22 protein-coding genes are annotated in these 26,234 nt (G+C 73.8%); 11 read left to right on the forward strand and 11 right to left on the reverse strand.

Translation table 11 applies throughout. From position 1 onward, the window contains the following. Position 1: 1 nt before the first annotated feature. The 3 genes from hydA to LE548_RS37880 all read left to right on the forward strand — a co-directional run bounded on the left by hydA (position 2) and on the right by LE548_RS37880 (position 4,114). Positions 2 to 1,405, forward strand: coding sequence for a dihydropyrimidinase (gene hydA, locus LE548_RS37870; protein ID WP_225101588.1), 1,404 nt, complete (start codon positions 2 to 4; stop codon positions 1,403 to 1,405). Positions 1,406 to 1,436: 31 nt separating this feature from the next. Beyond that, positions 1,437 to 2,456, forward strand: coding sequence for a TIGR03842 family LLM class F420-dependent oxidoreductase (locus tag LE548_RS37875; protein ID WP_225101589.1), 1,020 nt, complete (start codon positions 1,437 to 1,439; stop codon positions 2,454 to 2,456). Between the two features lie 131 nt (positions 2,457 to 2,587). Beyond that, positions 2,588 to 4,114, forward strand: a complete 1,527-nt coding sequence (locus LE548_RS37880; protein WP_225101590.1) for an NCS1 family nucleobase:cation symporter-1 — start codon at positions 2,588 to 2,590, stop codon at positions 4,112 to 4,114. A gap of 29 nt (positions 4,115 to 4,143) precedes the next feature. On the opposite strand, the gene LE548_RS37885 is transcribed toward LE548_RS37880, so the two are convergent. Then, positions 4,144 to 4,680, reverse strand: a complete 537-nt coding sequence (locus LE548_RS37885) for a hypothetical protein (protein ID WP_225101591.1) — start codon at positions 4,678 to 4,680, stop codon at positions 4,144 to 4,146. Positions 4,681 to 4,700: 20 nt separating this feature from the next. Between LE548_RS37885 and LE548_RS37890 the strand changes: the two genes are divergently transcribed. From LE548_RS37890 to LE548_RS37900, 3 genes are read left to right on the forward strand one after another with little or no spacing between them, the layout of a single operon-like run. Then, positions 4,701 to 8,606 (forward strand): CHAT domain-containing protein, encoded by a 3,906-nt coding sequence (locus tag LE548_RS37890; protein WP_225101592.1) that lies wholly within the window; start codon positions 4,701 to 4,703, stop codon positions 8,604 to 8,606. Next, a complete protein-coding gene (locus tag LE548_RS37895; protein ID WP_225101593.1) occupies positions 8,603 to 9,430 on the forward strand; it encodes a hypothetical protein in 828 nt (275 codons plus the stop codon). The genes LE548_RS37890 and LE548_RS37895 overlap by 4 nt, the downstream gene beginning before the upstream one ends. Beyond that, the gene (locus LE548_RS37900; protein WP_225101594.1) at positions 9,430 to 10,083 is read left to right on the forward strand and encodes an RES family NAD+ phosphorylase; all 654 of its coding nucleotides are present in this window, start codon (positions 9,430 to 9,432) and stop codon (positions 10,081 to 10,083) included. Before LE548_RS37895 ends, LE548_RS37900 begins: the two co-directional genes overlap by 1 nt. 109 nt (positions 10,084 to 10,192) lie before the next feature. On the opposite strand, the gene LE548_RS37905 is transcribed toward LE548_RS37900, so the two are convergent. Genes LE548_RS37905 through LE548_RS37915 form a run of 3 tightly spaced genes read right to left on the reverse strand, consistent with a single transcriptional unit; the run spans position 10,193 to position 13,327 of the window. Beyond that, a complete protein-coding gene (locus tag LE548_RS37905) occupies positions 10,193 to 11,845 on the reverse strand; it encodes a hypothetical protein (RefSeq protein WP_225101595.1) in 1,653 nt (550 codons plus the stop codon). Then, a complete protein-coding gene (locus tag LE548_RS37910; protein WP_225101596.1) occupies positions 11,820 to 12,584 on the reverse strand; it encodes a hypothetical protein in 765 nt (254 codons plus the stop codon). The genes LE548_RS37905 and LE548_RS37910 overlap by 26 nt, the downstream gene beginning before the upstream one ends. A gap of 59 nt (positions 12,585 to 12,643) precedes the next feature. Further along, positions 12,644 to 13,327 (reverse strand): hypothetical protein, encoded by a 684-nt coding sequence (locus LE548_RS37915; RefSeq protein ID WP_225101597.1) that lies wholly within the window; start codon positions 13,325 to 13,327, stop codon positions 12,644 to 12,646. A 238-nt stretch (positions 13,328 to 13,565) separates the two neighbouring features. Between LE548_RS37915 and LE548_RS37920 the strand changes: the two genes are divergently transcribed. Next, entirely contained in the window at positions 13,566 to 14,261 is a 696-nt protein-coding gene (locus LE548_RS37920) for a 4Fe-4S single cluster domain-containing protein (RefSeq protein WP_225101598.1), read from the forward strand. Here the strand turns inward: LE548_RS37920 and LE548_RS37925 are convergent. Next, positions 14,215 to 15,375 (reverse strand): macro domain-containing protein, encoded by a 1,161-nt coding sequence (locus LE548_RS37925; protein WP_225101599.1) that lies wholly within the window; start codon positions 15,373 to 15,375, stop codon positions 14,215 to 14,217. The genes LE548_RS37920 and LE548_RS37925 overlap by 47 nt on opposite strands. Before the next feature lie 167 nt (positions 15,376 to 15,542). On the opposite strand from LE548_RS37925, the gene LE548_RS37930 reads away from it, so the two are divergent. The 4 genes from LE548_RS37930 to LE548_RS37945 are packed head-to-tail and all read left to right on the forward strand — an operon-like array spanning position 15,543 to position 22,232. Further along, positions 15,543 to 17,834: a protein kinase gene (locus tag LE548_RS37930; protein WP_225101600.1), complete on the forward strand. Its 2,292-nt coding sequence runs from the start codon at positions 15,543 to 15,545 to the stop codon at positions 17,832 to 17,834. Beyond that, positions 17,831 to 19,492, forward strand: coding sequence for a hypothetical protein (locus LE548_RS37935; protein ID WP_225101601.1), 1,662 nt, complete (start codon positions 17,831 to 17,833; stop codon positions 19,490 to 19,492). Before LE548_RS37930 ends, LE548_RS37935 begins: the two co-directional genes overlap by 4 nt. Positions 19,493 to 19,552: 60 nt before the next feature. Continuing rightward, the gene (locus LE548_RS37940; RefSeq protein ID WP_225101602.1) at positions 19,553 to 21,565 is read left to right on the forward strand and encodes an AAA family ATPase; all 2,013 of its coding nucleotides are present in this window, start codon (positions 19,553 to 19,555) and stop codon (positions 21,563 to 21,565) included. Further along, complete coding sequence (locus LE548_RS37945; protein ID WP_225101603.1) at positions 21,540 to 22,232, forward strand: FHA domain-containing protein; 693 nt, start codon at positions 21,540 to 21,542, stop codon at positions 22,230 to 22,232. Before LE548_RS37940 ends, LE548_RS37945 begins: the two co-directional genes overlap by 26 nt. 56 nt (positions 22,233 to 22,288) lie before the next feature. On the opposite strand, the gene LE548_RS37950 is transcribed toward LE548_RS37945, so the two are convergent. From LE548_RS37950 to LE548_RS37975, 6 genes are all read right to left on the reverse strand, one after another. Continuing rightward, entirely contained in the window at positions 22,289 to 22,963 is a 675-nt protein-coding gene (locus LE548_RS37950) for a hypothetical protein (RefSeq protein WP_225101604.1), read from the reverse strand. A gap of 129 nt (positions 22,964 to 23,092) precedes the next feature. Then, entirely contained in the window at positions 23,093 to 23,617 is a 525-nt protein-coding gene (locus LE548_RS37955; RefSeq protein WP_225101605.1) for a hypothetical protein, read from the reverse strand. After that, positions 23,614 to 24,150, reverse strand: a complete 537-nt coding sequence (locus tag LE548_RS37960; protein WP_225101606.1) for a hypothetical protein — start codon at positions 24,148 to 24,150, stop codon at positions 23,614 to 23,616. The genes LE548_RS37955 and LE548_RS37960 overlap by 4 nt, the downstream gene beginning before the upstream one ends. Continuing rightward, on the reverse strand, positions 24,128 to 25,411 hold the full coding sequence (locus LE548_RS37965; RefSeq protein ID WP_225101607.1) for a WXG100 family type VII secretion target: 1,284 nt from the start codon (positions 25,409 to 25,411) through the stop codon (positions 24,128 to 24,130). Before LE548_RS37965 ends, LE548_RS37960 begins: the two co-directional genes overlap by 23 nt. Continuing rightward, positions 25,411 to 25,710: a DUF6317 family protein gene (locus LE548_RS37970; protein ID WP_225101608.1), complete on the reverse strand. Its 300-nt coding sequence runs from the start codon at positions 25,708 to 25,710 to the stop codon at positions 25,411 to 25,413. Before LE548_RS37970 ends, LE548_RS37965 begins: the two co-directional genes overlap by 1 nt. After that, a complete protein-coding gene (locus LE548_RS37975; protein WP_225101609.1) occupies positions 25,710 to 26,216 on the reverse strand; it encodes an SAV_915 family protein in 507 nt (168 codons plus the stop codon). Before LE548_RS37975 ends, LE548_RS37970 begins: the two co-directional genes overlap by 1 nt. Positions 26,217 to 26,234 lie beyond the last annotated feature (18 nt).

Here is a 26,234-nt window from a genome sequence, read left to right on the forward strand (position 1 = left end):
CATGACCGGCCGTACAGTCATCCGCGGAGGACTCGTCATCACCGCCTCCGACGAGATCCACGCCGACGTCCTGATCGAGGACGGCCGCATCGCCGCCCTCGCCGCCTCCGGCACCCCCGCCGCCGGGGCGTTCACCGCCGAGCGGGTCGTCGACGCCACCGGGAAGTACGTCATCCCGGGCGGTGTCGACGCGCACACCCACATGGAGCTGCCGTTCGGCGGGACCTTCGCCTCCGACACCTTCGAGACCGGCACCCGTGCCGCCGCCTGGGGCGGTACGACGACGATCGTGGACTTCGCGGTGCAGAGCGTCGGGCACACCCTGCGCGAGGGCCTGGACGCCTGGCACGCCAAGGCCGAGGGCAACTGCGCGATCGACTACGCCTTCCACATGATCGTCTCCGACGTCCACGACGAGACGCTGAAGGAGATGGACCTGCTGGTGGAGGAGGGGGTGACCTCCTTCAAGCAGTTCATGGCGTACCCCGGGGTCTTCTACAGCGACGACGGGCAGATCCTGCGCGCCATGCAGCGCTCCGCCGACAACGGCGGCCTGATCATGATGCACGCCGAGAACGGCATCGCCATCGACGTGCTGGTGCAGCAGGCCCTCGACCGCGGTGAGACCGACCCCCGGTATCACGGGGAAGTCCGCAAGGCCCTGCTCGAAGCCGAGGCCACCCACCGCGCCATCCGGCTCGCCCAGGTGGCCGGCGCCCCCCTGTACGTCGTGCACGTCTCGGCGATGGAGGCGGTGGCCGAGCTGGCGCGGGCGCGGGACGAGGGGCTCCCCGTCTTCGGCGAGACCTGCCCGCAGTATCTGTTCCTGTCCACCGACAACCTCGCCGAGCCGGACTTCGAGGGCGCGAAGTACGTGTGCAGCACCCCGCTGAGGCCGCGCGAACACCAGGCCAAGCTGTGGCAGGGGCTGCGGACGAACGACCTCCAGGTGGTCTCCACCGACCACTGCCCGTTCTGCTTCACGGGCCAGAAGGAGCTGGGCCGCGGCGACTTCTCCAAGATCCCCAACGGCCTGCCCGGCGTCGAGAACCGCATGGACCTGCTGCACCAGGCCGTCGTCGACGGGCACATCTCCCGCCGCCGCTGGATCGAGATCGCCTGCGCCACCCCGGCCCGCATGTTCGGCCTGTACCCGAAGAAGGGCACCATCGCCCCGGGCGCCGACGCCGACATCGTCATCTACGACCCGCACGCCGAGCAGACCATGTCGGCCCGGACCCACCACATGAACGTCGACTACTCGGCCTACGAGGGCAAGCGGACCACCGGCCGGGTCGAGACCGTCCTCTCGCGCGGTGTGCCCGTCATCACCGAGCGGGAGTACACGGGACACGCCGGCCACGGCGTCTACACCCCGCGCTCCACCTGTCAGTACCTCAACTAATCGAAAGCTATTCGAACGAGGAGTGGCGCCCATGGACTTCGGACTCGTCCTGCAGACCGACCCGCCGGCCTCCCGCGTCATCAGTCTGATGAAACGGGCCGAGCGCAACGGCTTCCGGTACGGCTGGACCTTCGACTCCGCCGTGCTCTGGCAGGAACCGTTCGTCATCTACAGTCAGATCCTCGCCAACACCCAGAAGCTGACGGTCGGCCCGATGGTGACCAACCCGGGCACCCGCACCTGGGAGGTCACCGCCTCCACCTTCGCCACCCTCAACGACATGTTCGGCAACCGCACCGTGTGCGGCATCGGCCGCGGCGACTCCGCGATGCGCGTGGCGGGCCGCAAACCCAACACCCTGGCCCGCATCAGCGAGGCGATGAAGGTCATCCGTGCCCTGGGAAGCGGTGAGGAGGCCGACCTCGGCGGCACGAAGATCCGCTTCCCGTGGATCAAGGAAGGCGCCCGGCTCCCCGTGTGGATGGCCGCGTACGGCCCGAAGGCGCTGAAGATGACCGGTGAGGAGGCCGACGGCTTCATCCTCCAGCTCTCCGACCTCTACCTCACCGAGTACATGGTCAAGGCGGTCAAGGACGCGGCCGTGGCCGCCGGACGCGACCCGTCCGAGGTGACGATCTGCGTCGCCGCCCCCGCCTACGTCACGGCCGACGACTCGCCCGAGGCGCTCGCCCACGCCCGCGAGCAGTGCCGCTGGTTCGGCGGCATGGTCGGCAACCACGTCGCCGACCTCGTCGCCAAGTACGGCGAGCACTCCGCCCAGGTCCCCGACGAACTCACCGACTACATCAAGGCCCGCGAGGGTTACGACTACTCCCACCACGGACGCGCCGACAACCCCGACACCGCGTTCGTGCCCGACGAGATCGTGGACCGCTTCTGCGTGATCGGCCCCGCCGAGAAACACATCGAGAAACTGAAGGCGCTGCGCGCGCTGGGCGTCGACCAGTTCGCCGTGTACGACATGCACGACGCCCAGGAGGCCACCATCGACGCCTACGGCACGAAGGTGATCCCGGCCGTCAACGCCTGACGCCCTCCCCTTGGTTCACATCCCCCGAGTCCCCCCACGCCCCTCATGGTCTCCCCTCCCCGCCGTCCCGGGGAGGGGGCTGGTGCCCGCACGGCCACTCCCCGACCCACCTCACCCCGATTGGCCAGCCCATGACCGACACCGCTCCCACGGCCATACCCTTGTCCGGCCAAGTCACCCTCCCCGACGGGCGCGTGGAACTCGCTCCTGGCACTCCGCCGCCCAGCGGTCCGTACGCCAACGACGACCTGCTCCCGGTTCCGGTGGGCAAGCGCACCTGGACCACGTACAACTTCTCCGCGCTGTGGGTCGGCATGGCCCACAACACGGCCTCCTGGACGCTCGCCTCCGGCTTGATCGCCGTCGGGATGGACTGGAAGCAGGCGGTGTTCACCATCGCCCTGGCGAACCTGATCGTCCTCGTCCCGATGCTGCTCACCGGGCACGCGGGCCCCAAGTACGGCATCCCCTTCCCGGTCTTCGCCCGCGCCTCCTTCGGGGTGCGCGGCGCCAACCTGCCCGCCGTCGTGCGGGCGTTGGTGGCCTGCGGCTGGTTCGGCATCCAGACCTGGATCGGCGGCGAGGCCATCTACTTCCTCGCCGGCAAGCTGATCGGGAACAGCTGGTCGAACGCGGCGCACGTGGGCGGCTACGCCTGGACCATGTGGCTGTCGTTCGCGATCTTCTGGCTGATCCAGGTCGCCATCATCTACCGGGGCATGGAGACCATCCGCCGCTTCGAGAACTGGGCGGCGCCGTTCGTGATCGTCGGCGCCGTGGTGATGCTGGCGTGGATGAGCGGCAAGGCCGGCGGCGTCGGCCCGCTCTTCGACCAGCCGTCGAAGCTCGGCTGGGGCGGCCACTTCTGGAAGCTGTTCTGGCCCTCCCTGATGGGCATGATCGGCTTCTGGTCCACGCTGTCGCTGAACATCCCCGACTTCACCCGCTACGGCAGGAGCCAGAAGGCCCAGACCTGGGGCCAGGCACTCGGCCTGCCGACGACCATGACGCTGTTCGCGTTCCTGTCGGTGCTGGTGACGTCCGGCTCGCAGGCGGTCTACGGCCAGCCGGTCTGGGACCCGGTGCAGCTCGCCGCGAAGACCGACAACGTGGTGGGCCTTCTCTACGCCCTGGTGACCGTCCTCGTCGCGACCCTCTCCGTGAACATCGCGGCCAACCTCGTCTCCCCGGCCTTCGACTTCTCCAATGTGGCGCCCAGGAAGGTGAGTTTCCGCACCGGAGCGCTCATCACGGCGGTCCTCGCGGTCCTGATCTTCCCGTGGAAGCTGTACTCCGACCCGCAGGGCTACATCTTCACCTGGCTCGGCCTGGTCGGCGGGCTGCTCGGCACGGTCGCGGGCATCCTCGTCGCCGACTACTGGCTGCTGCGCCGCACCCGCCTGGACCTCGCCGACCTGTACCGCGCGGGCGGCCGTTACTGGTACGCGGCCGGCTGGAACTGGCGGGCCGTCGTCGCCTTCCTCGTGGGCGGCGTCCTCGCGATCGGCGGCGCCAGCTTCAAGCCCCTGCTCGACGGCCGCCCCATCCCGGCCCTGTCTCCGCTGGCCGACTACGGCTGGGCGGTCGGGCTCGGCACGTCACTGGTGCTGTACCTGGTCCTGACGGCGGTCTCGGGGCGGGAGCGGGCGACCGGCTGATCGGCACCCGTCGGCGGGGCGCGCCGGTCTCACGCGGTGCGTCCCCGCCAGGCCCGCCCCTCCTGCGCGGCCGGCACACCCGGGCAGCGGCCGACCGCGGCCAGGGCCTCGGCGCGGTCGAGCCGTATCGTGCTCTCGCCGGTGTCCGTCCTGACGAGCAGCAGCCCGTCCGCCGTCCGCACCGGATCGCCGCACACCACCCCCGACGGGGTGGGCACCAGGATCCGGGGCCCGTCACCCAGGCGCAGCGCCGTGGCGGAGGCGGGTATCCCGGTGGGCAGCCGGACGACGGTGGGCGCGCCGTGCGCCGCCCGGAGCAGGAGCAGGAGCAGCGCGCAGAGCGTGCCGCACAGCAGGCACAGCAGCAGCGCACCGCCCACCAACGCGTCGTACGGGGAGGCCAGTTCACCCACGCCGGTGCGGCCCTTGACCAGGCCGAAGCCGAGCAGCCCCACGAAGAGGGCCGCGAGACCGGGCGGAAACCGGACGGGAGCCGGGCGTCCTCCGGCGCGAGGCCGGTGAGGTGCGCCGTAACCCGGCTGCGGGGCCAGGAGAAGGGGCACCATGGCAGCGGAGGGGAGGACGCATGAGTGAAGCCGGGGCCGTACCCGACCGCGCCGCCGCCGCGCTCGCGCGCGCGGACGGATTCTCCGTGCCGCTCGATCCGGAGGAGTACGAAGGGCCAAGGGGGTCCGAGCTCGATTTCCTGATCGGTGAACTGGGCGTGATTCTGGGCGAGTCGGAGCAGTCGGGCGGCGGCGAGGGAGCGACGGCCGCCGTCGCGGCACGGCTCGGCCGCTGTCACGCCGTACGGTTCGTGCTGGGGGGCGGACCGGCCGACCGGGAGTCGGCGCTGACCCTGCTCCAGCAGGCCCGTACGTCTGCCCGGCTCGGCGAGGCGGACCGGGAGTCGGCGCGGCGGGACCTGGTGGCCCTGGCCGGGTTCCGGCTGGTGCGTCTGCACCGTGAGACGGCGGCGGGACCCCCGGGCCAGTCGATCACTGACCGGGTCGTGTTCCTCTCCAGGCTCGGCACCCCCCTCGCACAAGGGGGGTCGGGCCTCGTGGAGGACAGCGAGCTGCTCGTCCGGCTGCTGCTGGAACGCGAGCACCCGCAGCTGACGCCCCACGTTCACGAGCAGTTCCGGCTGTTCGGCGCGATGACCGAAGCCATGCTGGCCGGTGACACGGCCGCGTTCTTCCGCACGGGCCGGCAACTCCTCGACGGGGCGGACGCGGCGCTGCCGCAGCCGCTGGCCGCCCTGGCGCCGCTGCTGTTCGGCCCGGCGGAGCAACTCCTCGCCGCGCTCCCGTCCGAGCCGGAGGGAACCGGCGACGCGCCGGATAACGGCACCGACACGTCGGCGGAGGAGCGGGACTTCCTGACCCAGCTGCTCGCCCTCGCCGAGGTGATGGCACCTGGGAGCGTTGAGCCGCAGGACGTGTCCGGCATCCTCGCCGAACTGTCGGGAGCGCAGGGCGCCGGAGCGCGGGAGCCCGGCCAGGCGCCCCTGCCGTCCAGGATGATCGCCGCCCTCTTCCACTTCACGCTCGCCACCCGCAGCGGCGACATGGAGGGGTTCCGGGCGGCACTCCGGCTGATGCACGATGCGGCGGCCACGGGGGAACTCGACAGCCGCGTGTACGACGAGTGGCTCCGGAGCGTCGTGCCGGGACTGCTCCTCGGGGCCACCCTCACCGGGGGCAGCCTCCAGGACGAGGACATGGCGCTGGCCCTGCTGGAGGCCCAAGCGTGGGACGACGCCCCGTCGAGCGGACCGGCCGCGACCCTGCGCCGGTGCACGGAGTGCCTGCGGCTGCACGGGCGGCTGACGTCCGCCCTCGACCGGGGCGATGCCGACGCGGTCGAGGATGTCATCGACGCCGTGTGCGAACTGGAACTGGACGAGATCTACGACGACGCCGAGACCTGGACCGGCGCGCTGACCTGCTTCGTCCTGGGCAGCGCCTACCTGGGCCACGCCCTGCTCGCCTCGTCGGCGGACGACCGGACCGCCGACCTGCGCGCGGCCGTGCACCACTTGCAGCGGGCCGTCGAGACGTCGGTGGACATGCCCGCGCTGCGGGTCCTCCTCGACGTCATGTGGGCCCCGCTGCTCACCCTGACCGCGCTCGCCGAGTCCGACCCGGGCCGGATCGCGGAAGGCGTACGGCGTGCCAGGGCGGCGCTGGAGACCCCCGGCCCCATGTCCGACTTCCGGCCCAGGGCACGCGAGGGCATCGCGAACGCCCTGGAAACCCTGCACCACCTCACCGGCGACGCCAGGGCCCTCGACGAGGCGATCGCCGAACTGACGCGGGCGCGGACGGAACTGCCCGATGGCGGACCGGGCGAGGCCCGACTCACCTGGCAGCTGGCCGACTACCGGGCCAAGCGTGCCGGCCTGAGCGCGGACGCGCCGGGCGCCGCAGACGAACTGCGGGACGCCGTGGGTCTCGCCCGTGCCTCGCTACGGCACTCCGCCGACGAGGTGCTGCTCCAGCAGGGCGTCGGACGGGGCCTGCGCATCGCGCGTGCGGCGGCCGACCGGGGCCGCAAGGCGGCCTTCTGGGCGCTGCGCGCCGGTCGTGCCGAGGAGGCCCTCGCGTGTCTGGAGGCCGGCCGCTCCCTGGTGCTCGGCGCGGCGGCCGTCTCGGCGGGTGTCGCCGACCGGCTGGCGGCCCTCGGGGAGAGCGAACTGGCCGAGCGCTGGCGCGCCGCCGCCGACCCGGCCGGGGAGTGGGGCGACGACCGCTCCCTGCGCGAACTGTCCGCCGAAGCGGGGCCGGCCGCCCTGGGCGCCCTGCGGGACCGCTCCCCGCTGGAGGTCCTGGCCGCGGCGGGCGCGGGCGCACCCGGGCTGCCCGGTGATGTGCGGCGCCGTTCGCTGGAGGTGCTGCGAGGGCGGAGCGGGGAGGACGTACAGCCGGAGCTCGCCTCCGTGCACGAACTGCGTGCTGGGCTGCGGGAGTCGGGCGCGGACGCGCTGCTGTACCTGGTGCCCGGCGTCGAGGACCCGGACGGGGCCGTACTGCTGGTCCCCCGCGAGGGCCCCGTCGAAGCACTGCCCTTGCCCGCGCTGGCCCCCGGCGGCCGCGGCCCCGTCGCGCGGTACCTGGCGGCGGGGGCCCGGCTGCAGACCCTGGACGCCGCGGCGGACCCGGTCGACGCACGCGAGCGCAAGCGCGCCGAGCAGGCCTGGAGCACCGCTCTGGAGACGATGTGCGCCTGGGCCGGCGAGACGCTCGGCCCCGCCCTGGACCACCTCGGGCTGTGGGACCGCGCACTCACCGAGTCGGGTCTGCCGGGTGCCTCGGCAGGCAGTGACTTCGATGCCGGGGGCGGCGCGGACGGTCGTGGTGTGGCCGGTGCCGAGGGTGACGTGGCTGGTGTTGCTTGTGGTGTGGCCGGTGCCGACGGTGGCGCGGCTGGTGCTTCTCGTGGTGTGGCCGGGGCCTCTGGTGGCGGGGCCGATCCGGGGGCGGTCGGCGTGGGAGGTGCTCCGGGCGGCGGGGGCGATTTCGGTGCGGTCGGTGCCACGGCCGGTGAGGCCGCCGCTTCGGAGGGCGCCGCCGGTCCCCGTGCCGTACGGCTCGTCGTCGTGCCCTGTGGGGATCTGGGTGTCGTGCCCTGGCCGGCGGCCGTGGTGCGGCCTCCCGCCGGTTCCGGCGTGCCGGGTGTCGTCCGGGCCTGTGAGGTGGCCGTCGTCACCCACGCCGCCTCCGGGCGGGAGTTCCTGCGGGCCGTGGCCCGGCGACGCATGGCGCCGGGCGAACGGCCGGCCCTGGTGTTCCACGCGGCGGACGACCTGGAGTGGGCCGAGGAGGAGATCGAGACGCTGGCCCGCGTGTACTACCCGGGCGCCGTGGTCCACCACCCCGACGACGCCCCCGCCACCCCGGAGACGGTCCTGGACCTGCTCGGCGGCCGGGCCACCGCCCCCGCCTCCCTGGTGCACCTCGCCTGCCACGGGCTCGCCGGGCCCGATCCCACCCGGTCGGCCCTCCAGCTCGCCGCGCGGCCCGGCACCTCCGGGGACCTCACCCTGAGCCGGCTGCTGGAGACGCCCGCGGAGGGCGACGCGTTCCGCTCGGCCGGGCCCCTGGTCGTGTGCGGCAGCTGCGAGACCGACCTCACCACCCGCGACCACGACGAGGCTCTGACCGTCACCTCGGTCCTGGTGCACCGGCTCGCCGCCGACGCCGTCGGCTCCCGCTGGAAGGTCGACGACATGACCTCCGAGATCCTCATGCTCGTCCTGCACGACGCGCTGGCCCGGGGCCTGGCTCCGCCCGACGCGCTGCGCGCCGCCCAGCGCTGGATGCTCACCGCGCCGGACGCGCGCCCGCCGGTCCGGTCGCTGAAGAACATCGCGGCCGCCTGGCGCCTCGCGCAGGACTTCCGCGACCGGCCCGACATCTGGGCCGCCTTCGTCCACCACGGCAATCCGGCACCGGCGCCCACCCGGCAGCAGGAAGGAGAGCGCGTATGACGTCGGAGGAGCTGCTCCGGCTTCTGGAGCGGCACTGGACCACCGTCAGCACCGGGCTGGACGACGAAGCCCTCGGCCAACTGGCCGACACACTGGGAGAGTTGCGTGAGGAGACGGCCGCCGGGAACCCGCCGGCCGTCGCCCGCGCCGTGCGCCGGCTCAAGCGCACGCTGTCCGCGCTGCCGCCGGACCACCCGGTGTCCCGGGCCCTCGGCGGCCACCGCTACGCGTCCGGCACCCGTGAACTGCCCTCTCTCACCACGGTCGACGCGGTGCTCGGCGTCCTCGGCACCCCGCCGCCCGACCCGGCCGACCTGCTGCGGGCGGCCCGCCGGCGGCTCCTCGCCGCACCCGCGCTGACGGAGGCCGAGCACGCCGCGCTGACCCGTGCCGGGCAGGCCGGGCCGACCCACGACGGACCCGTCTCGACGACCGAGGCCGGGCACGTCTCGCCGGCCGAGGCCGAGCGCGCCGCGCCGGGCAACGCCGAGGCCGAGCGCGCCGCGCCGCCCGGAGGCCCGGCCGTATCCGGAGGCCCGGCCGTACCCGGAGGCCCGGACGCGTCCGGCGGTGTGATCCGGCTGCGTGACCCGGAGCGCGGTATCCGCTACCCCCGCTTCCAGTTCCGGCCCGGCACGGCCGAACCGCTGCCCGTCGTCCGCCGGATCAACGCCCTGCTGTGCGCGGACCGCGACCCCTGGGGGGCCGCGGACTGGTGGCTGGGTGGCAACCGCTGGCTCGGCGGCGTCCCCGCGGACCTGCTCGGCGTCCTGCCCGACGACGCGCTGGAACGCGCCGCCGCCGAGCTGGTGGGAGCGAGCTGATGGGGCAGCAGATCCCGCCTCCCCAGGGCGTTCCCATGGATCCGGTGTGGCACGCGCTGCCCGCGGGCACCCTGCTGTGGCGGTGCCACGAAGAGCAGTACAGGGCCGGTGAGTTCAACCCGAACGTCGCGCACGAGTACTTCAAGGGCAACCGCTTCGACCCCACCGAGAAGGACCCCTATCCCTACGTGTACGCGGCCCTCGACCCGGTCACCGCCCTGTCCGAAGTCCTCCTCAGATCAGTCGAGTTCGACACCGGCGGGGTACGCCTGATCCCCTGGGCCCAGGCCTCCCGGTACGTCCTGTCCGCCGTGCGCACCACGGCGGAACTCTCCCTGGTGGACCTCACCAGCGCCGAGGGGCTGGCCGCCGTATGGCAGGACCACTGGCTGGTCGACAGCGAGGAGTACGCCGGCACCCGGTACTGGGTGCGGGTGATCCGCGAACGCCGTGCCGACGCGCAGGGCCTGTGGTGGACGTCCAAACGCTGCCGGCCGCGCCCGGCGCTCCTGCTCTTCCAGGACCGCTGCCCCGAAGCCCCCCTCGACCCCGTCCCGGAGCAGTGCCTGCGGCTCGCCTCGGCCGACGACCTGAAGGGCGTCAACCGGCTGCTGGCACCGCTGCGCGCGGTCGTCTCGGTTCCGGAGGAGTGAGCGCCCCGGGAGACATACAACTGGCAGACATACAACCGGGAGACACACCGCTGCCCCGGCCCTCCTGACGAGGGCCGGGGCAGCGGTGTGTCCGGGGCCGCGCGGACCCTCAGCGGTCGCGCACCGTCGCCGGCAGCAGCGGCCAGTTCTGCGACAGCCGCATCGCCGACTCGGTGACGGCACTGTCCCGCGCGGCCGTCATCACCCCGTCGAGATACTCGTGGGCGGCCGCCTCGTACAGCTTGCGGGCGGTGGCGATCCGCTCGTTCGCGGCCTCCCTGCGCAGCCGCTGCCGGTCCTCGGCCGTCTCCTGCGCGGCCCGGGCCCGCTCGGTGGCGGCGAGGCTCTGCTCACGGCGCCGCAGCAGTCCCGTACGCCGTTCCACCGCGGTGCGGAACGCGTCGAGGAAGGGGTGTTCCCGGAACAGGCCGAGCAGGAATCCGACCCCGCCCGAGAGGAGCAGCAGCGCGCAGAACAGCCAGGTCACCGTCTGGGTCGTCAGATGCAGCCGGTCCACCAGGGTGGTGGTGTCGGACGCGCCGCCGAGCCCGCGGAAGCCCGAGGTGTCCCCGCCGGCGGGCGCCGGGGTGTCGTGCTGCATCACGAACTTGGCGCGCAAGGTGCCGAGGAGCCAGGTCAGCCCGCCCCACACGCCGAGCAGCGACGCGGCCGGGAACCAGCTCCCGCGCGGCGACCCGGTCGCCGAGCGCCAGCGCAGCATTCGTCCCGCCAGGTGCGGCACGGTCACCATGATGATCGCGGAGGAGGCCGCGAGCGTGCCGGAGAGCAGATCGCCGCCGGTGCTGCCGATCCCGTGGAAGGGCTGGTACGCGATCCAGTAGACCGGCACCTCCACGGCGACGATGACCCCGAGCAGGCCCCAGGTCATCCAGGCGGGCAGACCGGGACGGGTCTGGAGTCCCTCCCAGCCCTCGCCGGACGCGGTGACGGCGGTGTCCCGCCGGGCGGCACGGATCTCCGCCCGCAGCGCGGCGGCCGAGCCGGCGTCCGGGGCGGTGCCCGCCGTGGCCACCGACTGCCAGTCGTCGCCCGGGTCGCCCTCCTCGGCACCGGCCGCGGGCCCGGAGCCGTCCTTCGACCGGCCGGAGTCCGCCGGGTCCGGCCCGCCGGTGCCGGGGGTGCCGGTGTACGGCGGTCCGTCGGGGTCCGGGGTGCCGGTGCGCGGCGGGTCGTCCGGGTCCGGGAAGCGGGCGCGCAGCCAGCGGTCCTCCACCCGTTCGCGCAGCCGGTCCCGGAAGCGGAGCCAGCGGGAGGAGCGGAGCGCGAGCAGGTCGAGCTGCTGCCGGGCGGTCACGATGTCCTGCTCGGCCTCGCGCAGGCGCTCGTCCAGCAGCCGGGACTCGGTCTCGCCCGCGGTCACGTCGGAGGCCGCCTGGGCGTCCGCCAGCCGTGCCGCCTCCTCGCGCAGCCTCAGGTCCTCCTCGACCCGGTGGATCACCGCGTCCCGCACGGAGGCCAGCTCGGCGAAGTAGGGCACCCGGTCGCCGCTGCCCAGTACCCACGGGTCCAGGGCGCCCTTTCTGGCGGCCTCCTGGCCTCTGCGTCCGGCCTCGGTGAGCAGCGCGCGTTCGGCCCGGTCGTCGAGGACCAGGGGCCGGCGGGCGGGGGCGGCGCCGGGGGCCGGCCCGGGGCGGGGCCGGGTGGTCTGCTGTGCGCTCCGCCCGGGGACCGGGACGTAGCGGGCGATCCGGCGGCGGCGCGGCTGCGGCTCGCCGTCAGCGCTTGTACTGGTTGTCGACATGTGCCTTGGCCCTCCCTTCCAGGGCCTCGGTCCAGAAGGACTCGAAGTTCTGGGCCTCGCTGGGGTTCGCCCAGTACTGCATGCCGAGCCCGACCGGGAAGACGTCCATCCCCTTGATGCCGGGCATGCCCCTGCTCTTCACGAGCGAGTCGATGACCTCGGCCCGCTTGGCCTGGGTGGTGATGTCCTGGCGGGACAGGGCGAACTCCCGGTCGGCCTGGTCGAAGTCGCTCACGACGAGCAGCTTGGGCGTCCCGCCCTTGCCGGGTACGGCCTCGCCGATGCGGGCCAGCGCGCCCCAGACGTCCGAACCGTCCTGGGTGCGCGCGCAACGGAGCTCGGCGAGCGCGGCGGCGGCGGCCTGCTTCAGGGCGTTCGCCCGCTGGGCCTTCTGGTCGGTGTTCGCGTCGTGCGGCGGGTCGAGATCCACCTGGTCCTGTCGGCACGAGGAGCTGCGCGAGGACCAGGTGATGGGGGCGTAGTCGACGGTGCCGCACTTCTGGTCGGTGAGGAACTCGACCAGCGTGTCCTTGAGTTTGGCCTCCGCGTTGAAGCCCTTCGGGTCCGCGGCGGCCGAGCCCGAACCGTCGACGACCACTCCGCAGGGCGTGGTGAGGGCTGCCTCCTGTTTGGTGCAGGACACGAGGGAGGCGAGCGCGCACACCAGCGGGACGACGACGGCGATCCGGCGGGCGGCGCGGGCGGGGGACCGGTGAGCGGTCCGGGCCGAGTGATGCACGATGGAGTTCCCTGGCCTTCCTGGCAGACGGGCGGCTGCGGGCAGCGGACGGGGCGGGTTCATCGCCGGCCCGGTCCGCTCGGGGTGGCACCGCCGCGCGCGGCCTGGTGATCGAGGATGTGCAGGGCCTGCGCGACGGCCGACGGGTCCGCGTCGTGCCCGGCCCGCTCCGGGGCGTACCAGCGGTCGCTGAGCAGGCCGTCGTCGAGTTGCGCCCAGGTGCGGTCCAGGGCGATCTGGCCGGGCAGCCAGCCGGTGGGCCGCCCGCCGCTGACATGGCCCTCGCGCCGGGTGCGGGCCCAGGCGGCGTCCCAGTAGCAGGCGATCAACTGGTTTGCCTCGTCGACGAGTTGCTGCGCCCGCTGCCGGTCGACGGAGGCGGCCGAGCGCCACTGGCCGACCATCCGCCCGAACCGGGCGAGCGCGGCCGGCGCCGGCTCCCCCCGCACGGTGTACTGGGTCACCACGCGCACCGACTCGGCCTGGATCCGGACGTACAGCTCGCCGTGCTCGGCGAGCGTGCGGGAGCGCAGCCGTGCGGCGCCGCGCCCCACCTGGGCGCGCAGCCCCAGGATGTAGGGCGGCAGGCCGTCGTCGGCCGGTGTGCGCCCCGCCGCCGTGTCCGTCAGGAATTCCCGGAGACCGGCCGCGTCCCGGCGGCCGTGGAACCGGGCGAGCACGGACGACAGCCGTCCGGCTTTCAGCTGGCGGACCCGGACATTTATTCGACCCTCATTGATCATTTCGAACGTCCCCCATTCGTCGCGGGCGGTCCGGGTGGGAAGGCGCCGCGATGGGGAGAGAGTAGCGGAGCGAATCTCCTTGCGGGACTGATGAGTTGGCGGGAGCAGGGCATTTCTCGTGGTGTTCCGGAAAACAACCGGATCCCGCCCGGCGCACAGCCGGACGGAGGCTTTCCGGCAATTGCGCGCTTTCCTCGGCGCGCTGGATACTCGGGGCCGGTACGGGGGAGGAGACACCGTGGAATTACGTATCGACGGGACGCACTACCCGCTCGAAACGCTGGGCCCGGGAAAGCGGCTCGGCATCTGGTTCCAGGGCTGCTCGCTGGCCTGCCCCGGATGCATGTCCCGGCACACCTTGGACCCGGCGGCGGGAACGGCCGGCACCGTCGCGGAGCTGCTCGCGCTGTGGCGGCGGGCCCTCGCCGACGGCGCCGACGGCCTGACGGTCAGCGGCGGCGAACCGCTGCAGCAGGCGGCGGCGCTCGCAACGCTGCTGGCCGGGGCGGCACACCTGCGCGACGAGGCCCGGCGCGGCGGATCCGGCCCCGCGGACGTGCTGGTGTACACCGGGTACGAGCCCGGGGAACTGCCGCCCGAGCGGTACCGGGCCCTCGCCGGCGCGGACGCCGTGATCACCGGCCGGTTCCGGATCGCGGAGCCCACCCGGCTGGCCTGGCGCGGCTCGGCCAACCAGCGGATCGTCCCGCTGACCCCGCTCGGCGCCCTGCGCTACGCCCCGCACCTGGCCCGGGAGCCGGCCGGCCCGCGCCTGCAGGCGGCCCCGGGCGAGGACGGCCGGCTGCGCCTCTACGGCGTCCCGCTGCGCGGCGAACTCGCTGCCCTGGAACGGCGGTTGAGGCAGGACGGGGTGGCCCTCGCGGAGCCTAGCTGGCGTCCAGGAGCAGGCGGGCGTGGCTCTCCTCGGGCGTGACCAGCAGCACCGCCCAGGACGGATCCCGGCGCAGCTCCTCGCGGACCGCGTCGAGCAGCCGGCGGGCTACCGTCTCGACGGGCAGGCCGCCCCGGCCGGAGCCCAGCAGCGGAAAACAGATCGAGGACATCGGCAGGGAGAGGAACTCGCTCTCGTGGCGGGCCAGTTCGAAAGACCTACGCACCGCCTCGCCCAATACGGCGGGGGACACGTGGTAGCGGTCGCCGTCCCCGACCGGGGTGGCGATCGCCGCGTGGTGGATGCGCCGTACCCCCTGGGCGGCCAGCGCACCGGACGACGTGGCGACGACCGTGCCCGGCCGCACGGGCATGCCGGTACGGCCGTGCGTGCGCTGCCACACGCCCAGTTCACGCGCGAGGACGTCGTCCACGGTCTCGCCCGCCGCGTCCCGGACCGCGGCGGCCCGCCGCAAGGCACCGGACACCGTGGGGCGGAAGGTCTTGGACATCTCCAGATATGTGTTCTCCGAGGAGACCAGAACGTCCACGTCCCGCACCTCTTCGATCAGACCCACCCGGACGGTGATCCGGCCCGCCGGGGCGACGCCGGACGGCCGGACGCCGGGGCGGGGCGGACGCCGGGGCGGGAGTCCGGCGGCGGCCGGGGCCGCGTGCGCGGGGGGTGCCGACGGCGGCGCGGCCGGCGGCTCCGGCACCACCTCCGCCCGGCCGCCGCCCGCCTCCCGGGCCACGGCCAGCACCGCCGCCGCGAGTTCGTCGATCACCTCGCGCTCCTGGCTCTTGCGGAAACGCTCGGTGGTCACCCCGTAGACCCCCGCCGCGGCCTTGCGCCGGTCGGTACCGGGCACCCCACGGCGCGCGGCGAAGATCCCGAAGGAGTGCGCGGCGGCCCGGGCCAGCGGATCGCAGGAGTCGTCGTCGCGCACCGGATGCCCGCCGGCCAGCCGCCGCACCGCCGCGCCGAGCAGCTTCTCGATGCCGGTCTGCTCGTCCTCCGGCCCGCTGCACAGACCGGCCGCGACGGCGGCCTCGCGCAGCGCGTCCCTGGTGCAGTGGCGCAGCCCGGGCAGACCGCGGGGCCGCAGGTCCCTGAGTTCGGCGACGAGGCTCTCGTGCGAGGGCAGGGGGTGCATGACAGGCATCGTAGCCCCGGCCGGAGCGCGGCCGTAGATCCCGGAAACCCCCTGCTGCGAAGGGGAGTTCGGGCTATGGTCGTCGTCCCGCGGCCGCCGCTCCGGGCCGGCTCGCCGCGCGGGGCGGCACCCCGGCGCACCCTGCGCGTCTCCCGGAAGGCCGGACGATGACCACGCCGCCCACCCCCTTCGTCGACTTCGCGGACGGGGGCTTCACCGACGCCCGCCGCGTCGAGACCCGTCCGGTCCACGCCGACGTGCCCCCCGCACTCGCCGACCGCTTCGCGCTCGTCGCCGTACTGCGCGAGGCACAGCAGCCTGCCGAGGCCGTCGTCCTGCGTGTGCGCGACCTGACGGCACGTCACGGACCTGCGGAGATACCCCTGGTCCTCAAGTGGTACCACCGGCTGCACGCCCCCGACCGGGACGTGACACAGGAACTGCGCGGGCTCGCCGAGCGCCCGGCCGCGCATGTGGAACGGCTCCTGGAGACCGGCGACGCGCACGGGCACCCCTGGCATCTGTACTGGTCGCACGGCGAGGAGACGCTGGAGAAGTACCACGAGGACCATCCCGACGGCCTGCCCGCCGAGGCCGTCCGGGCCGTGGTGCGCCAGCTGTACGACGCCGTCACCGCCCTGCACGAACGGGGCGTCGTCCACCGGGACATCACCCCCGACAACATCATGGTGCAGACCCGGCGCGGCGACACCGCCGACCTGGTCCTCGTCGACTTCGGCGCCGCCGTCCACCGCCCGGACGAGACGCTGGAGTCCCGGACCGACTGGCGCGGCAAACCCCTCTACCTCGCGCCCGAGGCGGGACCGCTCAGGCAGACCGTCTCCGAGGCCGGCGACTGGTGGTCGCTCGGCATGATCGTTGCCGAACTCGCCCTCGGCAGGCACCCCGTCGAGTTCCGCCGGGACGAGGAGGTGCTTGCCGAGATCGCCACCCACGACCCCGACGTCGGCGGCATCGCGCACCGCAGGACCCGCCTGCTCTGCGAGGGCCTGCTCACCCGGGCCCCGGAGCACCGCTGGGCGGCCGGGCAGATACGGGACTGGCTGGACGGCAAGGACCCCGACGTCGCCCCGCGCACCGACGGCCGGCTCTTCCCGGACGCCCCCGCACGCCCCGCGATCGAGCCCTTCCCCTTCATGGGCCAGGAGTTCACCGGGACCGACCGGCTCGCGCTCCACCTGGACCAGAACCCCGTCGCGGCCGCCCGCATGCTGGCGGACGAGGGCGACCGGGCCCGACTGGCCGGCTGGCTCGGCCAGTTCGAGACCGCCGCCGGCCGCAGCCCCGAGGAACTGGGCCGGCTCCGGGACCTGCGGGTCCGGCTGGAGCAGCCGCCGTCCGTCGAGGTCGTCGTACGGCTCCTGAACTGGCTGGGCCCCGGCCTGGACGTCACCTGGCACGGCGCCGCCCTGGACCCGCCGGGCCTGCGCCGGCTGTGCCAGGGCGCCCGGGACGGGCACGCCGAGGCCGCCTCGCTGATCCGCCAGCTGGCGGACCACCCCGAGATCCTCACCCACCTCGCCGAACGGCCGGGCGGCCGCGGCCTGGACGAGACCGACCGCGCCTGGCGCGTGCTGCGGGACCGCTGGCAGTACACCGTCCGGGAACTGGAGCGCGGCCGCCGGGACCGGGCCCTCAGGCGCACCGTCGCCGTGGACGCCTGGCTGCTGCAACTCGCCCGCGAACCCGAACGCACCCGCGGCCGGCTCACCGACCTCCTGCTGCGCGTGCGCGCCGAGTTCCCGGCGCGGGTGCCCTGGTTCGACGCGCTGCTGAACGCCCAGGACGACGACATACGCCTCGTCGCCGCCGTACTGCTCACCGGCCGGGCACGGCAGGAGGCGGAGCAGCTCAGAAGCAGACGGGACACCGAGGAGTACGAGCGGCTGCTCGCGGCCGACCAGGACGGCGTGCTCGCCCTGCTGCGCCGGCTGGACCGCCTGCCGACCCTGGGCTGGGCGCTGCTCGGCGCCACCGTCGTCACGGCACCCTGGACGTTCGTCATCGGTCTCGCCGACGTGCTGGGCCGCGCCGACGAGGGAGCGGTCGTCACGGCCTGGCTGGAGGCGCTGCCCGCCGCCGCGTTCGTCTTCGTGGTCGAACTGTGGACCGCCGTCTACATCGGCCCGCCCTTCTACCACCCCGACCGGTCGCTGGCGGGCCTGCTGATCCGCAGCGCCGAGCGCCCCGGCCGGCTCGCGCAGACCCGGGCCGGCCGCTGGGCCGGGGCGGCCCTGCTCGTCCTCGCCGTCCTCCTCGGGTTCTACGCCATCGCCGTCGCCCCCTGGCTGTGGCCGCTCGCCTCGGCCGTCGCGGTCGCCGCGTGGAGCGTGCGCCGCGGCTGGGCGTGGCGCCGGCTGCGGCGCGGGCGCCGGGCCCGGCGGGTGGCGAACCGGCGCAGCCGGCCGAGGACCGACACGACAGGAGAACGGGCATGAGTTCGGGTCTCGCCTTCCCCACGATCCAGATCGTCGCACCGGCCGTGCAGTTCCCGCCGCCACCGCCGCCCGTCGACCTGCAGACGCTGCCGCACGCCGGCATGCTGAACCTGCACGACGCGGCGGCCGGCCATGTCTCCGGCCATCTGGCCGGCGCGGGCAGCCACCTCGCCGACGCGGCCGGGCACGCCGTCCACCACGCCGCCGACGCGGCGCTGCAGGCGCTCGGCTCGCTCAGCGGTGTGCTGCTCGCCGGTCGGGCCGCCGTGCTCGGCACCAGGGTGCTCGCCGCGGCGGCGGTGCGGGCCGCGGAGGAACAGCGGTGCCTGCGACAGCAGCAGAAGCTGGCCGCCACGGCCGCCGAGCAGTGGGAGGCCGCCGCCTTCGCCGCCGCCCGGATCAACGCCCGCGGACACGCCCTGCGCGCCCGGGCGGCGCGGGCCGCGCGGCGCGGCGGCCCGCTCGGACTCCCGCCCGACCCCGACATCCCGCCGCCGCTCGCGCCCGTCGGCGAACAGCTGGGCGAACTGCGCGAGCAGCTCGCCCGCGCCGAGGAGGCGGTGCGCCGCGCGGAGGAACGGCAGGCCGCGTGGGAACAGCGCCGGCTCGCCGCCCAGTTGCGGCTGGACGAGGAGCAGGACGACGACTGCACACGCGCCCTGCGCGAGAGCCGGGAGCGCGCCCTGCGGCGGTTCGCCGACGAGCGCACCGCCGGCGTACACACCCCGCCCCCGCGGCCCGCCGGCCCCGAGCCCTTCGACCCCGAGGAGGTCCGCCGGATCGGCGCGGAGATCCTCGGCGGACTGGACCCGTACGCCCCGTCCGAGACCGCCGAACTCGCCGCACAGGCCGTCCGGAACGCCGCACGCCGCGCCGCCGCCGACCCCCGCCGTGCGCGGATCCACCTCACCGAGGCCCGCAAGTTCGTCCGGGACGCCGGCAAGGAGGCGCACGAGATGCGCGAGGCCCAGGAACGTGCCGCACTGCAGTACGACTTTCTCGTGTACGAGACCCCCGAGGGCGCCGAGGACCTGCCCCCGGCCCCGGAGGCGGTGGCGCTGCTCCGGCGCACCCTGGACGACGGCGTCCTGCTGTCCCGCACCGAACTCGACCAGGTAGAGCGTGCAGTGACGGAGCGTCAGCAACGTCTGGAGGCGCTCTACGTCCGTACGCAGTGCGCCGACGCCGTGGCGGAGCTGGCCAGGCGGTACGGCGGCCGGGCCGGGGCCGGGCGCCCCGACGGGCAGGAGATCCGCCTGGACTGGACACCGCAGGGCTGGGACCCCGGCCACTGGCTCCGGGCGAGCCTGGTCGACGGCGCCCTGCGCGTGGCCACCATGTACCGCGGGACGCCGGGCGAGCGGACACCCGAGCAGCGCGCCCTGGACGACGCCCGCTGCGCCGAGGCCCGGCAGCGGTTCGCCGAGTTCGAGGAGATCACCGGCGCGCTGGGACTGGACCTGGAACTCACGGTCCGGCACACCGAGGGGGCCCTGCCGGGCGTGCTGGGGGAGGACGCGATCGTGCTCGACCCGCTGATCGCCGAGGCCGCACAGGCCGCCGAGGAGGCCGTTCAGCAGGCCGCTGAGCAGCAGCACCGGAACGCACGCCCGAACAGGCCCCGGTACCGGACCGTCGAAGGCGACCAGCGCCCCTGAGACACCTTTCGCATCCATGGCCGGCGCGCGGCCCGTGACAGCGCGCATCGGGGAGGAACGATGGACCTGTCCAAGGAAGACCGGCTCCCGCCCTTCGCGGAGGAGCTGGTCGGAACGCTCGGTGTGCACGCGCAGTACATCCTGCACGGAAACATCCGGGATCTGCACCTGGTGCGCCGTCGTGGCCAGGACCGCTTCCACAAACTGCTCGACGTGCTGTGGAACCCGCTGCGGGAGAAGGGCTACGAGGCGCTGGTGCTGTGCGACCAGGTCAGCGGCTTCCGGGTCGCGCAGGTCGGCGAGGGCGCGGCCCAGGCGGCCGTGGAGGAACTGCTCCAGCGGCCGTGCGAGTTCCCCGGTCAGGGGCCGGCCGGGCGCCAGGCGGTGCTGGAGCAGCTGCGGGACATCACGAGCGGCTGGGCCCGGCAGCGCGAGGAGACGCTGCGCGACGGCCGCCGGCTCCGCCCGCTGCGGGTCGTCCTGGTGATCGACCACGCCTCCCGTCTCCTCGTCGACCCGTCCCGGCCGGCCACCGACGAACGGGACTTCTTCCTCGGCTGCCTCAAACTCGCCCACGAGGCAAGGCCGTTGCCGCCCCGGCCCGGCACCGGTCTCGCGCCCGACGGACCGGGCCTGTTCAACCCGGTGATCTGGCTCGCCGAGGGCGAGCGGGACGTGCCCGGCTGGCTGATCGCCGGCAGCGAGCGGATCCGCGCGGTCGCCGTACCGGAGCCGGACGCGGACGAGCGCACCACGATGGCCCGCCTCCTGCACGAACGCTACGAGCGTTATCCGGGACGCGGCACCCGCGGCGTCCCGACTCCGCCCTCCGGTACGGACGGCGAGGCGACGGCCCGGGCGGTCGGCGCGTTCGCCCGGGCGGCCGCCGGCCTGAGTCTGCGCGCCATGGAGGAGAGCGTGAAACTCGCCCGCTCCCGCGGCCTGCCGTTCACCGCCATGCCCGACGCCGTACGGATCTACCGGCTCGGCGTGGAGAAGAACCCCTGGAGCCGCGACGAGATCCGCCGGCGCATCCTGCGCGGCGAGGACCCCGGCGACGAGCGGTCCATCCCCCGCCGGGTGCTGGGGCAGGAAGCGGCCGTCGCGATGACCCTGGACATCCTCAAGCGGGCCGCGCTGGGGCTGTCCGGGGCGCAGGCGACCAACCCCGGGCACCGGCCGCGCGGTGTGCTGTTCTTCGCCGGGCCGACCGGAACCGGCAAGACGGAACTGGCGAAGGCCGTGGCCTCCGTGCTCTTCGACAGCGACCAGGCGTATCTCCGCTTCGACATGAGCGAGTTCTCCGCCGCGCACTCCGCCGACCGGCTCGTCGGCGCACCGCCCGGCTACGTCGGTTACGAGGCGGGCGGCGAACTGACCTCCGCCGTACGGGAGAACCCCTTCCGCGTCATCCTCTTCGACGAGATCGAGAAGGCCGACAAGGGGATCCTCGACAAGTTCCTGCAGGTGCTGGAGGACGGCAGGCTCACCGACGGGCAGGGCGTCACGACCTACTTCAGCGAGTGCGTGCTCATCTTCACCTCCAACCTCGGGGTGCAGCGCACGGACCCGAAGACCAAGGAACGCGAGTGGATCGTCGAACCCGGCACGCCGTACAAGGAGTTGGAGGCCACGGTCAAGGACAACGTCAAGAAGCACTTCGACCTGGTCATCGGCCGGCCCGAGCTGATGAACCGCATCGGCGGCAACGTCGTCGTCTTCGACTTCATCTCGGACGAGGTCGCCGAGCAGATCTTCGACCTCCAGGTCCGCAACATCCAGCGGCAGTTGGCCCAGGGCCACCGACTGGTGCTGAAGATCGAGGACAAGGCCCGCAGCGCTCTCCTGGACCACTGCACCCGCGACAAGTGGAACGGCGGCCGCGGCATCGGCATGGTCCTGGAAACCCATCTGATCAACCCCCTCGCCCGCGAACTCTTCTGCGCGTCCGACCTCGGCCCGGGCAGCACGGTCGTGGTGACCGACGTCCGGGAGGCCGACAGCGGGCGAGTGGACACGACGGTGGTCCTGAAGAAGGGAGAGGCCCTTGACGGAGGTACGGGACTGGGGTGACGACGAGGAGTGGGAGGGCGTCGAGGAAGGGGGAGCCGAGAGGCCGGGGGAGAGCGGGGAGCGGGAGGGCTGGGAGGGCGTCGACGAGGGGGAGGCCGGCGAGCGGCTGGGGGAGTCCGAGGGGCCGGCGCTCGATCGCGACTGGGATGAAATCGAGACCGGCGTCAGGCCGCCCCCTGAGCCCCCCCAGCCACCCGTTGCCCCACCGTCCGCCGGCCGGCGGTGCCAAGGGTGTCGCGCGGTGGTCCCCGACGGCATGCGCGCGTGCCCCGTATGCCGGACCCCGGTCGCCGCACCGGGACGGCGGCCGGAGCGGCTGGCGGGCGGTGTCCTGCGGCTGGTGTTCCGCGGCGGCCGGCACCTTGACGTGCCACGCGGCCGGGAGCTCAGGCTCGGGCGCAGCGGCACATGGGCCACCGAGGCGTCGGCGCTGCTGGCCGACGAGGAGACGGTGTCGGCCCGGCACGCGACCGTCGTGCACACCGCGGACGGGGCGGCCTGGGTGAGCGAGGTCGCGCAGGGCGCCACCAACGGCACCCGCGTCAACGACCGGGTCCTCGGCCCGGACGGCTCCGCCCGCCTGCGCAACGGCGACCGCGTCGAACTCGGCCCCCGGATCTGCTTCGTGGTCCACGGCGTCGAACAGGAGCCGGAACCGGAGCCGTAGCCGAAGCCCTGGCCGAAGATGGTACGGGGGCCACCGGGCCGTCGGCCCGGTCGGGCTCAGCCCTGTCCGCCCCCGAGTGCGCCGGCCGCGGCTCGGGCCGCCTTGATGGCGCCCTGGTTGATCTCGTCCGTACCGGGGGCCTTCTTGGTGTCGAAGTCGCTGCCGTTGTAGGTGACGATCACCAGAGCGTTGGAGGCCCGCACCATCACCACGCCCTCACGGGTCTGCTGCTTGTCCTCGGTGGTGAGGTTCACGACGGAGTAGGCGCTGTCGCCGAGCCCCGGCACCGCCCCGCCGCCGCTCTTCTCGGTCACCCGCTGCTGGTACTCCTGCTTCGCCGCCTGCTCCGACTCACCGATCTCGAACGACACGTCGAGCCACCGGTAGGAGTACCCCTTCAGCGCGTTCCAGGAGCACGTGCGCCGCAGCGTGGTGTCCGTCGACGGGATCTCCTTGCCCGCCGTGTTCGCCCCGGGCACCAGCGCCGTGACCGTGGCCGCGGGCACGCTCGTGCAGGGCGCGGGCGCGGTGGCGTACCGCTTCGGTCCGGCGGAGGACGACGGGTCGGACGTGGCGGCGGAGGACTGGGCCGGCGCCTTCTGGCCCGCCGGGGAGCCGTCGGCGGCGGTCGGCGCGGCCGGACCGGACGTCAGCGCCCAGCCGGCACAGGCGAGCACGGCGACCGGTGAGATCCGCGCGGTGAGGGCGAGCGGCAGAGGAAGAGAACGCACGGCGCACTTCTCGTGGGGGAGGGGTGCGGAGGGAGTCCGCATGGTGGACGTGGGACGTCAGTGTCACACGACTGTCTGTGGGGCGGAAGTGCCAACGCTCTCTGTACCCGGGCGGTCACGGCAGCGCGTTCATCCCGTACGGATCTGCCCCTTATGTACCTCCATCCAGCGGCGCGCGCCGACCTCGCTCGGGTACGCGCGGACAGTGAGCACGGCCAGGAGCCGGCCCACGCACCACGCGGCGACCGCGGGCAGGACCGGCGCCGCGAGCAGCAACGGGATGAGGCACGCGCGAGACCAGTACCGGGCACGGCCCGCCTCGGCGCGCTTGGCCGCCAGGAACGCGTCGGGCGTGGGCGGATCCAGCAACTGTCTGCGCAGCGCCCGGCGTTGTCCGACCCACCCCCGGGCGAAGGTCGCGCAGGAGGCGATCACCATCGTCACGTCCCAGACCCGGCGCACACCCGGCGGCATGTCGCTGCGCGGGGCGCCCTGACAGAGCCTCAGCGCGATGTAGCAGAAGAAGGCCGGCACGGCGAGCAGGAACAGGGTGCTGAAAGCACGACGCAGCCAGTAGCGTGCCCCGCGCTCGTACCAGGTGGTGCCGAGCCCCGGCAGGGACGGGATGCCGGTGGGGGTGTCGGTCCGGGTCATGTTCCGCCGGCGTGCTCCTGGAGCCAGCGGCGGGCGCCGACCTCGCTCGGGTATTCCCGGACGGTGGTCCAGGCGGCCAGCCAGCCGACGATGTACGCGGCGAACGCCGGCATGACCGGAGCGGCGAGCACCACGAGTCCGCGGCCCATGGCGATGCGGCCCGGGACGCGCCTGTTGTGGTCGCGTTTGGCCTGGCGGGTCTGTTCCGGAGTGGGCGGATCCAGCAGCGCCTCCCGGTGGCCCCGGCGCTGCGTCACCCAGCCCCACACCAGGGTCACGACGGACGCGGCGACCTGCACGCCGTCCCACACGACGCGCGCGGTGGAGGGCAGCAGGTCACGGACCCCCGCGTACAGGCTCAGCGCGAAGAAGCAGAACATGGCCATGACGAGGATCAGGAAGACCGTCGTACGGGCGCGGCACAGCCAGTAGAGCGCCCCGCGCCGGTACCACGTCCGGCCCAGCTTCGGCAGAGCGGGGATGGGGACGGAGAACCCGGGGGCGGGCGCCTCAGAAGATGCTCGTGATGCCATGCCAGACGTCCTTCACCAGTCGCTTTCCGTCGTCGTAGGTCTCGGAGGCGACGTGCCCCGACCCGGTCAGCACGCCACCGACCACCCCGTGGTCGTGAATGTCCTCGCTCCAGTGCTCGTGGAAGGCGTGATCGAGGACGGACGTCGAGACGATCACCGCACCGACCCCGACCGCGGCGACCGCGACGGCACCCTCGACCGGCAGGGCCGCGGTGATCGCCGCACCGGCGGCCAGGCCGCCGAGCGCGACACCGCCGTCCACGACGACGGAGTGCTGCCAGGACCAGCCCTTGTCGTGGTCGTCCTTCGCCTCGATCAGACCGCAGGCCGCCGCCGCGGCGACGTCCAGGACCGGCAGCTCCCGCAAGGCGTCCGGCAGCGCCTCCAGCCCCTTGCCCAGGCGCAGCGCGTCCGCCGCATCGGCCAGCTTGACGTTCAGGGCACGGTCGTACGGCAGCGCGGTGCTGCCGTTGTCGGCGCGGGCGATGTCCTCCTCCAGCGCGTCGACCTTGGTGACCGCGTCGCGGTACGCGCTCTTGGCGGGCGCGTCCTTGGGCAGCGCCTCGCCCGCCTTCTGGTACGCCTTGCGCTCGGCGCGCATCGCCTTCTTGGCGTCCTGTGCCTCGGCCTTGGCGTCGTCGAGGTGCTTGCGGGCCTCGATGCCGCCCGCCCGGGCGTCCTCGGCGTCGTACGCGTACAGGCCGCGCAGCGCGTCGTACAGGGTGACCTTGTCGCCCTGCGACACCGAGTCGTCCTTCGCCGTCACCTTGTCGTACAGCCCCTGCAACTGCTGCGCCGCCACCAGACGCGCGTGCTGGGCGGTGTGCAGGATCTCGTTGCGCGCCGTGGCGTAGTCGTTCATCGCGGAGATGGCCTTCTGGTCGGCCGCGCTCGGGGGACTCGCCGTCATGATCGGCACCGGCGCGCCCGTGGGGTCCGTCGCCACTCCCTTGCCGGCCGCGGTGTGCTGCGCGTTCTGCAGGGACGACTCACACGTGGACAGCGCGTTCGCGAGCGTTTCGATGATCTCGCCGGCCGCGTGCACCAGCTCGGCGAAGCCACCGGCGGCCAGCGCGTCCTCGCTCCACCTCGCGCGGAAGGACTGGGCCGCGTCGCCCTGCCAGCTCGCGTCGCCGACCAGCTTCTCGACGGCGCCGCTGAGCGGCTTCACCACGCCGTCCAGTTTGTCCTTGGCGTTCTTGTACGTCTGGGCCATCGTGTGCAGCCCGCCGATGTCGCCGCCGACCCAGCTGTCCCCCATCAGCCCTCGCCCTTCATCAGGTCCTCGAAGACACCGTGGACGTCCACGTCGTGCCGGTGGAAGGAGTCGCGCGCGTACGCGACCTTGTCCCCGTGGTCGTCCATCCGGTCGGCCATGCCGATGTGCAGGGCGACGATGAGGTCGGCGACTTCCTTGATCGCTGCGTCCAGGCCGGGATCGCCGCCGCTGACCACGGGCGGTGCCACGTCCGGGTGCAGCTTGCGGTAGTCGCCGGCCTGGTCGTGGAACGTCTTCGCCATCGTGGCGAGATCGTCGTAGACCGCCTTGAAGTCGGCCATTATCCGCGCACCTCCCGTGCGTAGGCGGCCAGGTCCGCGGGGTGCCAGTGGGAGGCCTCGGGTGTCAGCCGCGGGTCCAGCAGCACGGTGACGCCCTGCTCGGCCACCCCCTCCGTCAGCGGGCCGAGCGAGGCGGCGACCCAGGGCTGGGCCTCGCCGAGGGCCTCCACCAGCTTCCGCGGGGTGCTGAAAGCGAAAGCCACGGTGCCGTGCGCGGGGTGATCGAAGAGCTCGACGACGACGAAGGGAACGCGCGCGGGGCGGCCGTCCCTGCCCGTCCCGGCGACGGACCTCGGATGCGCCGGCACACACACCGGCGTGTGGTACGCGGGCACGCCGGGCTTCGGGCCCGGGCGGTCGTCCGTGGCCGACCGTGCCGGCGGCGCGGCGTCCACCAGATCCAGCAACGCGGAACGGCGCGGCTCGGGAGCCTGCTGCGGAAGGCCACCCCCCGCCGGACCCGGTTCCAGGAAATCGTGCAGCCGTGAACGTATCGGCGCCCCCACCGCCGTCACCTCTTCCCC

Source organism: Streptomyces sp. CoH27 (assembly GCF_020181035.1).
GTDB classification, from domain to species: Bacteria; Actinomycetota; Actinomycetes; order Streptomycetales; family Streptomycetaceae; genus Streptomyces; species Streptomyces camelliae.